This window comes from Maribacter sp., from assembly GCF_016744255.1.
Classification (GTDB): Bacteria; Bacteroidota; Bacteroidia; order Flavobacteriales; family Flavobacteriaceae; genus Maribacter_B.
On the sequence record NZ_JADGES010000024.1, the window covers coordinates 1 to 14248 of the forward strand.

Genomic DNA, 14248 nt, shown 5'->3' on the forward strand with positions numbered 1-14248 from the left:
CACTAGAAGAGTAAATATAAATCAAAATGTATGATAGATTTTATTACAAATTTTATGAAAAAACTTATAAATTAGCAGCTTTATAAGCTTTTTTTATAAGAGTAACTTAATCAGTTATACAGAAAAAAATATTTAATTAGAATGGTTTTTTTTAACACACTAATTACCAGAATTGTTTCCTTGCCAATTGAATCTTACGACTCAAATAAACATGACATAATAGGTTTTCTTAAAAAAAATAAATTATTTGAACTATCAATTTTGATGGCCTCTAAAAGCTTATTTGAAGATGTGCAAAAAAACAAAAACGAAAAAACAAAGAAGCCACTAGAAAATTACTTTACAAGAGCCCATTTCAACACTGTTCCATTTGGGCTTTTTAATAGTGTTGGGCTTTTAAAGTGGGGTGACGAGACTAAAATAATCAAATCCAGCAAAAAGGTTTTGAAATTTGAATACGACAATCTTTTTTTATTAAAAAAGTTGTCGCCTATAGTAGAAAAAGACTGGGAGACATTTTACTATTGCACCAACCCTTCAATACACTTTATTGATGAAAAAAAAGTAGGCTTCTATAAATCGGAAAAATTATTTAATGAAAATTTTGAGACCAAATACGTTGAGATAGATTATGATGAAAATCTAGATTGGATTATTGAAAAGTTTAAGAATGGCGAAAGAATTGATATCATCATAGAAGAATTGATATCTGATGGATTTGAAAAGCAAGAAATACACCTTTTTTTAAAAAAAGTAATTGAAGTTGGCTTGATTTTAAACGAAACTTTATTCTATCCATATAGAAAGCCCCTAGAAATTCCAGGTTTGCCCAGTAAACTAATAGGCAAAGGGAATATTATTATAAATATAGATAAGGAATATGAGAGTTTAAAGAATGATTATTTAGATGATCAAATTAAGCTATTGGTTGATGATAATGTAAATTATAAATATACACATACGACGACATCATATGATGAAAATAAAGGAAAAATAGATTCGAAAATTCAAAATAAAATTCAAAAATTTATAGATTTCACTATTGTTAATAATGGAAATTATACACCTGCAAATGATAGCCTATCTAAGTTTGGTAATGAATTTCATCATTTACATCAAGATAAGTTTATTCCTTTAACCAAAGTATTCAATCCCTATTCAGGGTTGAAGTACAATTCTAATGAGGAGAAAGAAAGAGAGTTTCCAAAAAACATAATGTCTAAAATATTATCTCAAAATAAGGGAGAGATTCATGTACAAAATAATAAGGCAAACTCTTGTGAAAAAATAGATTACACTAAATTGCCAGCAACTTTTAATGTTGTTTTTGAATTATTGAATTGTAAGAAATCGGGAAAACAAATCATATACTGCAAATATTTAGTAGGGGCCTCTGCTTTATCGCTTTTAGCCAGATTTGATTATGTATCTAATAAATTATGTTCTGAAATAGCGTTTTATGAAAAAAAGGTTCATAAAAATAAAATATTGGCGGAAGTAAATATGTTTTCCAGCCCCAGAATTAGTAATATTGTTGCCAGTCATCAATACTATGATTATAGCATACCCATAAACACAGTTTACAAGAAAAATTCAGGATCTTTATTTTTATCTGATTTACATCTACGACATAATGGCACAAGATTTATTCTCTTTTCTGAGAAACACAACAAAGAAATAACGCCCAGAATTACTTCGGCTGTGAATGCAAGTTTATCAGATTCGGATATTTATAAATTTCTTGCAGACCTACAATATCAAGACAATGAAATGCACGATCAAATTTTTAACTTAAATCATTATTCAAACATTTATATTCCATATGTTCCTCGAATATTTCTTGAAGAAGATATATTATTGGAACCAGCACAATTCTTGATATCTTATGATGGTTATAATATAAATGAGTTTAATATTTATTTATTAAACTGCATTAAGAAATATTCCTTTCCTAATAAAGTCTCTTTTTTTGATGGAGCAAGAGATATAATCATAGACATCAATAATCAAACTCATTTACAAATTTTATTTAAAAACCTTAAAGAACTCAAAACAATATACTTGTCCGAGGTACTTTATGAATCTTTTTTTTCGGAAGTAAAAAACGAGAAATCAAAGAACTATGCACATGAAATAGTTGCTTGTATAAAGAATAGTGAATTTCAATCCGTTGAAGACAATTCTATTTTTATAAATGAAGATGAAACTTCAGCAGAATACACACCCTTAGTGAGTGATTGGTTATATTTTGATGTATATAGTAACTTATATGCTGAAAATGAGATTTTTAAATTGATTTATAATACTATTTTATCCAAGTTTGATTCGATTTTATTTTATTATGTGAGATATGGTTATCCTGAAAAACATCTTAGAATTAGATTCAAAACAGAAGATTCAGCTTTAAAAAACCACATAATAAAAACAATAAGTGATTTAAAAGAAGGAGGCATTATCCAAAAATATACTATGTTACCATATGAACCAGAAGTTTATCGTTATGGAGGATATAGAATGATGGAATTAACAGAAAAAGTTTTTCACTTAGATAGTATCCATACAATTGAAAAGTTACCTGTTTACAAATCAAAAAAGAACTACATTTATTATTTTTCAATTATAAAAATTCATACCTACCTGCAATATTTTAATATGTCAACAGAAGAAATGATTTCTTTTTGTGAGATGAATATTCAATATTTCTTAAAAGAATTTGTTTTAAACGCCAAAACTAAAAAAGAATTAGTCAAAATTTACAATGCCTTAAAAAAAGAGCTTGTTGATGATTCCTTACACTTTTTTTTAGAAAAGGTCACAATTGAAAAGGAACTTGAAAAAAGTAAATTAAACAAACTCGATTATATGACAGATGTCATACACATGAGCATCAATAGAGTTTTTGATAAAGACCAAAGGTTAAATGAGCTTAAATCTTATATTTTATCTAAAAAATTATTTAATCAAATAAAGTACTCTAACTAATTGTTCTATTGACTTAGATGCATAATAAATATTGGAATTGCTAGTGATATAACTTTCATAAGTTGCTCATTATAACTATAATGAACTACCCCGCAGCAAGCTGACGTGGTATGGCAAAGCTTCTGGCATCAAAATAGACTAAGTTGATTGCGATAAACTTGCTTATATTTATTCCCTTAGTTCTCAACATACTTCTTAATCAAATCGACATTCCCATATTGCCTAACTATATTTACATAATATCCACTTGTCCAAAATTTTCCGCCTCAAAGTTTTTCTTTTATTTCGAGATGAGACTTAAAAATTTGAATAGCAGTAATACTTTTAGTCGTCTGTACTATCTTTTTGGGAGAGTACATGGGTACACTTGAACCAAAAAATGAACATAATTTTCATCCGTTCCGACCTCAATAAACTCTATTTCATACCTTAAACTGAAACCCAGACAAATATCTTTCAAAGTGTTTTCTATCCACTAATCTAAGTGCCTAAATCAATATTTTTTTATCTAAAGCTAGCGTCTACAGTTAGAATAGCTGGCCAACCCAATCAAATTGTACTATTTAAAATATTGATATTTAAACCCCTTAGCGTACGTTTTCACACCGATGGGCTTCATACCCCTAATACCATGCGATAATAAGCAAGGTTGTATAAAGAAAGAAGTAACCTCTCTATAATTCATTGATTTACTCGATAATCGAGATTTAAATGCTCCGAGGCTTATCTCGAAATTTTAACGTTATTTTCCTACGAATGCCTCGGAGCTTGCCCTGAGGTAATTTACTTTAAAACTTCCTTTTTAATAAAAGAGGTTAAAATATCAGCAGAGACTTTATGATCTTCTACTTTTGGGTGCCCAAGTCCGTCTGTGTCAATATATGGAGCAGTAGTCATATACACATCTTTAGGAAACTTGGCTACTACTTTAGCAACTCTATTGAGCCAAATAGAACCAGGCTTTGTAATATCCATATTACCCATATAACAGACTATTTTAGTTTGCGGATAATGTCCCTTTAGTTCATTTATAAAGTCTACATAAGAATCTATGTAATCTTGTTCCGATGGTGCTTTTTTTCCAAAACGTCTTATAAATTCTACATTATTAGGCTTATCTACAATCCAAGAGTCGTTTTGTAAAAGGTTAATTACGACTACATCTGGTTGTTTTTCATTAAATTTCCATCTAGTAATGGAATCCTTAGGGTTTAAGGCATCATACATTTCGGGCATTATCCTATTGAACCAACTCACTTTTAATCCAATGCCACTTAGAGCAATGCAACTATATTCCGCATTTAAATTTCTGGCTGTTCTAGCAGCATAAGAATAGTAGTTATTAGAGACATTTCCTGAGGACGAATCGTCCCCAGAAAAATCTTCATTTCCATAACCAACTGTGATAGAATTACCGTAAAATTCAATAAAAAAATCCTTTTTCACTGCTGGAAGCGTTTTTTCTCCCATAACCCGAAAACCATGGAATACGGTTTTTCCATAAGTCCAATCGTTTCTTTTATGCAGTTCTATAGTGTGTTTTTTGTATTCTAAATTTATAGCAAGCGTATACTCTTTTTTTCCTTTTTGCAGATGTATTTTTTTTACAAACGCCCCATCTATAATAAGGTTATAATAGTTAGTTCCATTTTCGTCATCTAAAATAGCTTTAGCAGAAATACCTATAAAGCTTAAGCTTATAGAAGAACCTGGCCAATATACTTCTGTTACATTTGGGTTGGAATTATGTAATACCCTTCCTTGGTAAACTATGTGTTCCTCATTAGGAGAGATGGTTAAGGATTGTATTTTGCTCTCTAAGCTATTGGTTTGTGTAGTCTCTTTATTTGTTAGACAAGAACTGATAGAAATGACAAATAAAAGAAGGATAAGTCTTTGCGTACTACGTATTGCTTTTTTCATGAAAAAGAATATTATTACGTAAACTTACAAAGCAAATTTTATATAAAGAAATAGGAATAGTCTATTTCGTAAAGCGTATGTTTTTATGAATTAGAATGTCGAAATTTGAAGTTCTATTATGAGTAACAAAGAAAATATCGTTTTTAAAATATATAAACCATTCGGAATGTTGAGTCAATTTAGCTCTAACGATGCCAAAGAATCTCGCAAAAAAAGGTTTTTAGGAGAATTGTATGATTTTCCTGAGGGCATTATGCCAGTAGGCCGATTAGATGAAAAATCGGAAGGTTTATTATTATTGACTACGAATGGAAAATGGAGTGATACTATTAATCGGTCTGGGATAGAAAAGGAGTATTTTGCTCAATTAGACGGTGAAATAAGCCTAGAATCTCTTAAAAAGTTAGAAAAAGGTGTAGAAATAGGTTTTTCTGGCAAAAAGTATATAACCAAACCCTGTGTGGTAAAAAGAGTTTTACAGGAGCCGGAATTAGAAGCTCCCGCCCCAGTAATTCGTTTAGGAAGACACCGCCCTAATTCTTGGATTAGTATAACCATTACAGAGGGCAAATTCCGCCAGGTACGAAAAATGACTGCCGCAGTAGGTTTTCCTACGTTACGATTGGTTCGAGTACGGATTGGAGATATACATCTTAATATAATGAAGCCTGGTGAGGTAACCCAACTTAAAAAAGGGCTTCAGGGTATACCCTGAATTATGCTAGAGAGTGTCGGTAAAATTCTAATTGTGGGCACTTATAATACGGCAGAAAGTACTTTGAATAATATTAAAAAGGATAATCCTGATGTGTTACTGTTAGATGTTAATTTACCCGATATAAACGGAATTGATCTAAGTAAGATACTATTAAAAAAGTATCCTGATTTAAAAATAATAGCACTCACTAGTTTTGAAGATATTTCTTTTGTAAAACGAATACTAAAAAATGGTGTTAGTGGTTACCTTTTAAAAAACACGGATAAAATAGAATTATTAAAAGCTATTAAAGCTGTGCTCTCAGGGGAATTATTTTTACAAAATGATATTCAAAAAAGGTTATTAAATCAATCAGCTTCAAAAAAGACGAATGAGAATGGTTTAAAGCCAAACTTAACACGCCGTGAAAAAGACGTATTAATAGCTATTTCTAAGGAACTAACAACACTACAGATTTCAGAAAAACTATTTATAAGCCCTAAAACCGTTGAAACTCATAGAATGAATATTATGAGTAAATTAGGAGCCAAAAATAGCGTAGGTATTATTAAAATTGCAATAGAAAAGCAATTGTTATAAATATTAAGATTTATAATTCTGATTATTATTAATGACTAGTAGAATTTTACATATAATGCCATAAAAGTAAGGTGTTCCTAAACAAAAGTGAATTCTAATATTGAGACAGAAGATTAGAATTCACTTTTTAGAGGCTTAATAATTTTTCCGCCAAGCGGAATTTTCCTTTTCTTTAGTCAAGGTAAACGGTTCTCCTATTTCTGGAAGTATAATAGGTAAGTAAACTATCTCGGGGCAAGCCCACGAGGCATTCGTAGGAAAACAACCTTAAAATTTATTAACCATATTACGTATACTACCAATCTATAGGACGGTAATCTTTTAAAAATTTCCCAGACCAATGTTTCCCTGTGTTAATACCATCTATTAACGGATCCATTACTCTTGCTGCACCATCTACGATATCTAATGGTGGTTGAAAATCATGTAATTCCACTTTCTTTTTAGCTAATTCTGCAGGGTCTTCATCTGTTACCCACCCAGTATCAACGGCATTAATGTAAATACCGTCTTTTGCTAGACTGCCAGCTGCTGTATGTGTAAGCATATTTAAAGCTGCTTTGGCCATATTGGTATGTGGGTGCCTGTCTTCTTTAAAGAAACGGTGAAACTTACCTTCCATAGCAGACACATTGATAATGTGTTTTTTGCCTGTATTATCTTTTTTCATTAACTCAGAAAAACGATTACAAAGAACAAAAGGAGCAACAGAGTTTACTAGCTGTACTTCAATCATTTCTGTAGTTTCTATCTCTCCTAATTTAAGTCTCCAGCTATTAGTTTTACGTAAATCTACTTGTTGTAAATCAGCATCTAACTCACCTTCAGGAAATACTTCTTTAGCTTGTAAAGAATTATCAAAACTATAGGGTATTTGCGATAGTTTGGCAGATGCACGAATACCTATTCCAGGTTCGGGCCCGTGCCAAGTTACAGGCATATTTTGGTTCGGAGACGCCGCAGTAGTTAGCTGCTTAAGTTCTACCAAACAATTGGTGTGGTCTTGTAATAAATCCGCTGCGTATTTTGGAAGTTCCTCAAGGGCTAATTCCTCATTAGGCATTAAATGTTTATAAAAACCTGCGGGTCTTCTTACGGTTTGGGCAGCATTATTTATAAGTATGTCTAAACGCTCGTATTTTTGTTCTATAAAATTACAGAAGATTTCTACACTAGGTATGTGTCTTAAATCTAAACCATGAATTTTTAATCGATGTCCCCATTGTGTAAAATCTTCTTCCTTTGAGAAACGCAATGCAGAATCTACAGGGAAACGTGTAGTAGCTACAACGGTTGCCCCTGCTCTTAAAAGCATTAAAGTTATATGGTATCCAATTTTTAGTCTAGAACCTGTTATAACGGCTACCTGCCCTGTTAAATCTGCTGTTTGAAAGCGTTTAGCGTAATTAAAATCTCCGCATTCCGCACACATGGTATCGTAAAAATGATGTAATTGGGTAAAGAGTGTTTTACATACATAACAGTTTCTAGGAGATTCTAGCTCTTGTAACTCTTTATCTTTTAATTCTGCTTGTGGTAATAATTTAGGGGCAACAAAAACAACGGCTTCTCTAGCACTACGAATTCCAGTTACTTTTCTAGCGTTTCTGTCCCTAGCATCTTGCTTTCTTTTTTGTGCTTTTTTAGCATCCTTTTTTCTTCTAGAGAATTCCTCTCTATTTGGTCTAGATAACTTCCCAGAAACTTTTAGTAAAGCGGTTCTTTTATCTTTTGAAATCTCAAAAATTTCATCGGTATTGGTGACCAAGTGTTCTAAAATAGATATACATTTATCTATTTCCGCAGCACTAATTTTATTTGTGTTTTCTTTTTCTTCTGTATTGCTCATAAAAATATATGAAGGACTAAAACTTATATTGCGATTCGAAACTTATTTCTTGTTTCGTTTATTGTAATTTTTATCTCCTTTAGTTTTCCTTTTTTTGTATTTCTTCTCGATAATACGTTTATAAGAACCTCCTTGATTTTCTTGCTTGTTCTTTTCTTTCTTCTCATGAAAGCTAGGCCCAGGAGCATCTTCGTCGCTAATTTTTATAGGATTATTAGGCTCTATTACTTTGGGGGTTTCTTCTGGAGTTTTCTTTTCGGAGATTGGTACATGTTCCGGGAAAGGCATAAGGGGAATAGCATAATCCATTAACGTTTCAATCTCTTCTTTATCACTTTTCTCAGCAGGTGTATAGAACAATATGGAATTTCCTTTTTTCTCTGCCCTACCCGTTCTACCAATTCGGTGTATATAATTTTCTGGAAAAGATGGGGTGTCAAAATTTACCACATGGGAAATTTCATCTAAATCTAAACCACGTGCCATAACATCGGTGGTTACTAAGATTCTGTTTTTACCTTCATCAAACTGGCGTATAGAACGTATTCTATAATTCTGTGTCTTATTAGAATGTATTAAACATATTTCTTCACTGTATATATCTTCTAAAACCGCAAATAAGCGATCGGCACTTTTTTTATTAGATACGAATACTAAGACTTTTTTAAAAACCTCAGGATCTTTAAGAAGGTCTACTAAAAGATTTGCTTTAGTATAGAAGCTAGGAACTTCATAACAAGTCTGAGAAATATTAGCCAAAGGTGTACCGCTCAATGCTACAGAAACTTTTTGAGTTCCTTTAAAGAAATTAGTTATTAAGACTTCTATTTCATTGGTCATTGTAGCAGAAAACATAATGTTTTGTCTTCGCTTAGGAAGTAAATCCATAATATTGGTTAGTTGAAAACGGAAGCCTAAATCTAGCATTACATCCACCTCATCAATCACCAACTTTTTTACCATTTTAAGCTGTAAAGCTCTACTAAGAACTAAGTCATACAAACGGCCAGGTGTAGCTACAATAATATCTGCACCTTGCATAACCGCCATTTTTTGGGTGTTTATATTGGTTCCCCCATAAACAGCAATGGTTCTAACGTTCTTATATTTTGTAAACTTTTCTATTTCGTCTACTACTTGTAATACCAATTCTCGAGTAGGTACAATTACCAATACCTTAGGATGAATCTCCTCGGAATATGGCAATGTTTGCAATATAGGAAGCATATAAGCAAAAGTCTTTCCTGTACCCGTTTGTGCTATACCAATCATGTCTTTTCCTGATAGAATAACGGGGAAAGCCTTAGATTGTATTGGTGTAGGTTGGGTAAACCCCATATCTGCAATTGCATTGCGTAATGGCGTAACTATTTTTAAATCGTCAAAAGTGGACATGCTTCCTTTTTTTTGCTATTGGTATATAATGATACTACAAAGATAAACACTCTATATTTAGTAGTTAGAATGTAAAATCTTTGGTCTGTATTTATGCAACAACCAAGTCTTTTTTCGATTTACGGTATGGTAAATTGAAAATATTCCTTTTTGCAAATCGTAATAATTTATCCGATTGGTTCATTTTGATGAACAATTTTTTATTCACACCAAAATACTCATACGTAGTACCATCTAAGAAAGTAACCTCAAGTGTCATTCCTTTGTGTTGGTAATCTTCAATACCAGAAGTAGTGATAGTATTAGTGTATTCTTCTAAATTAGCAGCCTTAGTTTCTGGAGCCATACTTACTAAAAAGTGGTATCCGTCTATAATTTCTCTACTTTTAAGCTCTGCTTCTTCTTTTAATGGATTTCCTTCTTGAAATTTATCTGGATGCCATTCTTTTACTAAATTTCTATAAGTCGATTTTAATTCCTTAAGAGTGAACTCTTTATCTACAGAAAATAATTTTTTATACTGACTAATGCGCTTCATAAAAGGCTTGTTTTTTAATGAGCGGCGAAACTACGTTATTTTATTCAATATCAGCCGTTTCTCTAGTTAAGAAATTATAAGATGCGTTAGAAAATTAGAAAGAATTTAATCTTCTGGTGGAAACCCATGAATATCTTCAAAAACGGTATCGAAATTGGCTCTTAAATATGCGTTTAGTTTCTTTTTATAATCATCTTTTAGCCAATGTAAAAAATTAAAGGTACTTCTACTGATACACTTACCATAGGTTTGTATTCTATTGTCAATATCTTGATCTAGCATTTTAGCTAAAGCAAGAGCATCGTAAACATCTTCGCTGTTTTCAATACATATATACCCATGTTGCTCAATGGAACGCTCTAAAACTACTTTGGAGGACTCTCCTGTAGATGTAGCTTTAATGTAGGTTTTTTTAATATCAAAATAGACTTCTTCCGATTTAGAAAACTCAGCCCTTACCTCTTCCGACATTTCATGTCTAAAGTTTGCTTCTATATCATCATCATCCTGCAATCTATCCATATAGAAATTAGGATTATTGAAGATGGTTTGCCAGTCTAAATCTGCTCCCCATGGTCCAAATCTGTAATAGTTATTACCTAAATCAATAACATTGAAGGAAGATTTGTTATTTAAAATACGAGAACCACGACCAATCATTTGATAATACAAGGTCAGAGATTTGGTAGCTCTATTTAGTATAATAGTGTCTATTGTTGGTTCATCAAAACCAGTAGTTAATATACTCACAGAGCTTAATACGGCATTTGGAGTTTCTTTAAACCAGGTAAGGATTTCTTTTCGCTGCTTTTTAGTAGCGGTATTATCTAAGTGTCTAACAGGTATACCCGCAGCATCAAAAGTATGATATACGTGTATAGACGTGTTAATACCGTTGTTAAAAATTAAAGCTTTCTTTCCATTAGAATGCTTTTTATAGGCTTCTAATAATTTTTCTAGCATTGCCGGACTTGAGTATAAGTCCTCCGAAGATTTAACGGTATAATCTCCATTAGATCCAACTTCTAAGGAAGTTAGTCCCATATCATACTGAAAAACTTCAGCTCGTGCCAAAAACTCATTTTCAATTAAGGAACCTATACTTTCTCCTGCAATAAGTTCGTTGTAATTACCTTTCATTGGTAGGTTCTTATTAGAACTTAAAGGAGTTGCTGTTACTCCAAGAATAAAAGATTTATTAAAAAATTTAAAAAGCTTGTTAAAAGAGTTGTAGTGCGCTTCATCAATAATAACTAATCCAATATCAGATATGTCTAGCATATCATCGTTTAGTCTATTATTTAAAGTTTCTACCATAGCCACAAAACATGCGTAGTTGTCTTGGTCGTCTAGGTTTGCAGTACTGTTAACTACCTTGTTAACTACGCCAAAACTGGTTAACATGGTAGAAGTTTGGTTACAAAGCTCCACACGGTGCGTCATTACCAATACTTTTTTATTATGATTTTTTAGATATTGCCTAACGAGTTCCGAGAAAATAACAGTTTTACCACCGCCTGTTGGTAGCTGGTATAAAAGATGGTAATCATCCGGAGCCGTATCAAATTTTTCGAATACTTCTTGTATCGCTCCTTTTTGATAACTATAAAGCTCTTTGTCTGTTTTTTTTTCTTGTAACCCTTTTGCTAAATCTACCATTTCTTTCATTTTTTCGCGATTGCAAAACTACGGCCTTTTATAGGCTTATACAGCATTAATACTAAAAAAGTCTGTTATATTTTGTTTAAGTGCTTAAAAATGAAGCCCATTGGTAATTTTTAGACAAAGTATTTTTTGCTGTAAAGATGCTCTTCGATTCTATTTGTAAGTAAAGTCCCTATTATAAAATAAAAAAACTCCAGTATAATAAAATACTAGAGTCTTTAAAATTTTGAAGTACCTATAAGAAATAGATTATTATATTTTCTTTACACGCACGGCATTCATTCCTTTCATACCTTTTTCTAGTTCAAAAGAAACTTTATCATTTTCAGCAATTTCATCGATAAGACCACTTACATGACAGAAATATTTTTCTTGATTTTCTGTATCTATGATGAAACCAAACCCTTTAGAAGTATCAAAGAAAGAAACCTTACCATTACGTACTGGATCAAACTCTTCTACATCTCCTTCTTCTCTTTTAGGAATACCTAAAACGATATCCTCAGCTTCAATTTCAACTTTCATTGATGGGTCTGGTGGCGTATCCGTAAGATTTCCATTGAAATCTACATAGGCCATAGGAATACCTCCTTTACCATTCTCCTTAGCATCTTCCTTACGAGCCAACATTTTTTTTCTTTTCTCTTCACGTTTTTTTAAACGCTTTTTCTCCTTTTCGCTCTTATTGAAAGTTTGTTGTGATTTAGCCATTGATCTTTTAAAATTAGGGTTTTAGTGATGGTTTAAGGTAATGTTGAATTACTTGAAGAGTGCTAAAAAATTTGACTTAGAAAAATATTAACCCTAATGAATGTAATCTACCGGAATGCTATAATTACGTTAAACCGGCTGTAAAGATACTATTTATATCAATTTTTTTAGAATAGATTAGGAAAAAAAATAAAAATTTGTCTATTTTAGGTTACGAATTTCGATGTAAAGGCACATTATTTCTAAGTTTTTTTATTCTTTTAAAAAAAATATTCTATTCTAAAAATTGTTTTTAACCGATAAAAACGAACCTATTAACTGCAAGAAGAGGCTTCTATTAGCTAATACAGTACTTTTAGGGATTAGATAAATTAGGAAAAGATGGAAATAGAGAATGCTAATAAGAAAATATTAAAAAAAGGAACGTTCGGAGTAATCTGCGGTTTTCTTTTATTTTTTGGAATTTGGTCTTGCTCTAGTGATAGTGTTAAAGAGGAAGTAATATCTATTGCTCCCGATCCAGAGGAAGAACCAATACCAGATTCTATTGTAATTAAAACCTCTCCTATTCCTGCTTCCTCGCAAAGAAATGGAGATGCTATCGTTGGAAAGGAGTATTTGTTTTCTGGTAATTATATGAGTTCGGGTATTCCTTATGCTGCCTACATTTTGGCAAAAGGAGAGAATACTACAAACGAATTGAATAGAACTGGTGATAACGCAGTACTTCCTTATGATTATACAGCTATTACTGCAGATAATGGAGTTCGTGTTGTAGCTCCTAACTGTTTAAGCTGCCACTCTTCTAAAATCAATAATGAATACGTTATTGGTCTTGGTAGTCACGATTCGGATTTTACTATTAATAGAGCTATTGAAGTACAAACCCTAAACTTTGCCATTCCTTTGTACTACGGAGAAAATAGCCCAGAATGGGATGCTTATGATCAATTTAGAAAAAGTATTACGGCTATAGGGCCTAAAACAATAACAAAAAGTAGAGGAGTTAATACTGCAAATAAAATCGCTGAAGTATTGGTGTCTCATAGAGATAAAAACACTTTGGAATGGAGAGAGGAACCTTATGTTGTTTTACCAGAGAAATTAATACCTACCGACGTACCTGCCTGGTGGCTATTAAAAAAGAAAAACGCTATATTTTATAATGCTATGGGGCGATTAGATTTTTGTAAATCTTTTATAGGAGCTAGTATGTTAACACTCGTAGATGTAACTAAGGCCGAAGAGATTGATGATAAAATGACCGATGTATTGGCTTATATAGAAACTTTAGAAGCACCAGAATATCCCTATTCTGTAAATAGTTCTCTAGCAAATGAGGGGAAGACTTTATTTAATAATACCTGTGCTACCTGTCATGGCACTTACGGAGAGGATGTTTCTTACCCTAATCTATTGGTAGCTTTAGAAAGTGTAGAAACAGACCCAGAATTATCTAATTATTATTCGGTAACAACCGAAACCAGTAATTATTTCTTTGATTGGTTTAATACAGGTTGGTTTGGCTCTGATACGGCTCCTCTATCATTAAACCCAGAAGGGGGCTATATTGCACCTCCTTTGGATGGTATTTGGGCAACAGCTCCATATTTACATAACGCCTCTGTTCCTACTCTTGCAGATTTGTTAGATAGTACAAACAGGCCTGAGTTTTGGAGTAGAACTTTTGATGATAGCGATTATAATGTAGAAAAAGTAGGTTGGAACTATACGGCAGAAACAACACAAAAGGGTAAAAACACGTATAATACTAACCACCTAGGCTATGGTAATCAAGGACACCGATTTGCAGATGCATTTACGGAGGAAGAAAGACGTGCGGTGTTGGAGTATTTAAAAACTTTATAGTATAAAAATAGAGGTACAA

The 14248-nt window shown here is 32.1% G+C and carries 10 protein-coding genes; 4 read left to right on the forward strand and 6 right to left on the reverse strand.

Features of this window, described 5'->3' with window-relative positions; all coding sequences use genetic code 11:
• Positions 1-141: 141 nt before the first annotated feature.
• Complete coding sequence (locus tag QZZ51_RS06080; RefSeq protein ID WP_291867342.1) at positions 142-2982, forward strand: thiopeptide-type bacteriocin biosynthesis protein; 2841 nt, start codon at positions 142-144, stop codon at positions 2980-2982.
• A gap of 783 nt (positions 2983-3765) precedes the next feature.
• Here the strand turns inward: QZZ51_RS06080 and QZZ51_RS06085 are convergent.
• Positions 3766-4905 (reverse strand): SGNH/GDSL hydrolase family protein, encoded by a 1140-nt coding sequence (locus QZZ51_RS06085; protein ID WP_291867345.1) that lies wholly within the window; start codon positions 4903-4905, stop codon positions 3766-3768.
• Positions 4906-5023: 118 nt separating this feature from the next.
• On the opposite strand from QZZ51_RS06085, the gene QZZ51_RS06090 reads away from it, so the two are divergent.
• Complete coding sequence (locus QZZ51_RS06090) at positions 5024-5620, forward strand: pseudouridine synthase (RefSeq protein ID WP_291867348.1); 597 nt, start codon at positions 5024-5026, stop codon at positions 5618-5620.
• A gap of 3 nt (positions 5621-5623) precedes the next feature.
• Positions 5624-6202: a response regulator transcription factor gene (locus QZZ51_RS06095; RefSeq protein ID WP_291867350.1), complete on the forward strand. Its 579-nt coding sequence runs from the start codon at positions 5624-5626 to the stop codon at positions 6200-6202.
• A 295-nt stretch (positions 6203-6497) separates the two neighbouring features.
• Here QZZ51_RS06095 and QZZ51_RS06100 read toward each other — a convergent pair whose 3' ends face one another.
• The 5 genes from QZZ51_RS06100 to QZZ51_RS06120 form a co-directional block, all read right to left on the reverse strand.
• Complete coding sequence (locus QZZ51_RS06100) at positions 6498-8051, reverse strand: SDR family oxidoreductase (RefSeq protein ID WP_291867353.1); 1554 nt, start codon at positions 8049-8051, stop codon at positions 6498-6500.
• 42 nt (positions 8052-8093) lie between these two features.
• On the reverse strand, positions 8094-9446 hold the full coding sequence (locus QZZ51_RS06105) for a DEAD/DEAH box helicase (RefSeq protein WP_291867355.1): 1353 nt from the start codon (positions 9444-9446) through the stop codon (positions 8094-8096).
• Between the two features lie 91 nt (positions 9447-9537).
• Entirely contained in the window at positions 9538-9984 is a 447-nt protein-coding gene (locus tag QZZ51_RS06110; RefSeq protein ID WP_291867357.1) for a KTSC domain-containing protein, read from the reverse strand.
• Between the two features lie 105 nt (positions 9985-10089).
• The gene (locus QZZ51_RS06115) at positions 10090-11643 is read right to left on the reverse strand and encodes a DEAD/DEAH box helicase family protein (protein WP_291867440.1); all 1554 of its coding nucleotides are present in this window, start codon (positions 11641-11643) and stop codon (positions 10090-10092) included.
• A gap of 258 nt (positions 11644-11901) precedes the next feature.
• Positions 11902-12360 (reverse strand): cold-shock protein, encoded by a 459-nt coding sequence (locus QZZ51_RS06120; RefSeq protein WP_291867362.1) that lies wholly within the window; start codon positions 12358-12360, stop codon positions 11902-11904.
• Between the two features lie 381 nt (positions 12361-12741).
• Between QZZ51_RS06120 and QZZ51_RS06125 the strand changes: the two genes are divergently transcribed.
• Positions 12742-14229: a c-type cytochrome gene (locus QZZ51_RS06125; protein WP_291867365.1), complete on the forward strand. Its 1488-nt coding sequence runs from the start codon at positions 12742-12744 to the stop codon at positions 14227-14229.
• Positions 14230-14248 lie beyond the last annotated feature (19 nt).

Coding starts and splice junctions, on each gene's coding strand:
- QZZ51_RS06115 (WP_291867440.1), bottom strand. CDS start 11,643: ATGGTAGATTTAGCAAAAGGGTTACAAGAAAAAAAAACAGACAAAGAG.
- QZZ51_RS06100 (WP_291867353.1), bottom strand. CDS start 8,051: ATGAGCAATACAGAAGAAAAAGAAAACACAAATAAAATTAGTGCTGCG.
- QZZ51_RS06095 (WP_291867350.1), top strand. CDS start 5,624: ATGCTAGAGAGTGTCGGTAAAATTCTAATTGTGGGCACTTATAATACG.
- QZZ51_RS06080 (WP_291867342.1), top strand. CDS start 142: ATGGTTTTTTTTAACACACTAATTACCAGAATTGTTTCCTTGCCAATT.
- QZZ51_RS06105 (WP_291867355.1), bottom strand. CDS start 9,446: ATGTCCACTTTTGACGATTTAAAAATAGTTACGCCATTACGCAATGCA.
- QZZ51_RS06090 (WP_291867348.1), top strand. CDS start 5,024: ATGAGTAACAAAGAAAATATCGTTTTTAAAATATATAAACCATTCGGA.
- QZZ51_RS06110 (WP_291867357.1), bottom strand. CDS start 9,984: ATGAAGCGCATTAGTCAGTATAAAAAATTATTTTCTGTAGATAAAGAG.
- QZZ51_RS06120 (WP_291867362.1), bottom strand. CDS start 12,360: ATGGCTAAATCACAACAAACTTTCAATAAGAGCGAAAAGGAGAAAAAG.
- QZZ51_RS06085 (WP_291867345.1), bottom strand. CDS start 4,905: ATGAAAAAAGCAATACGTAGTACGCAAAGACTTATCCTTCTTTTATTT.
- QZZ51_RS06125 (WP_291867365.1), top strand. CDS start 12,742: ATGGAAATAGAGAATGCTAATAAGAAAATATTAAAAAAAGGAACGTTC.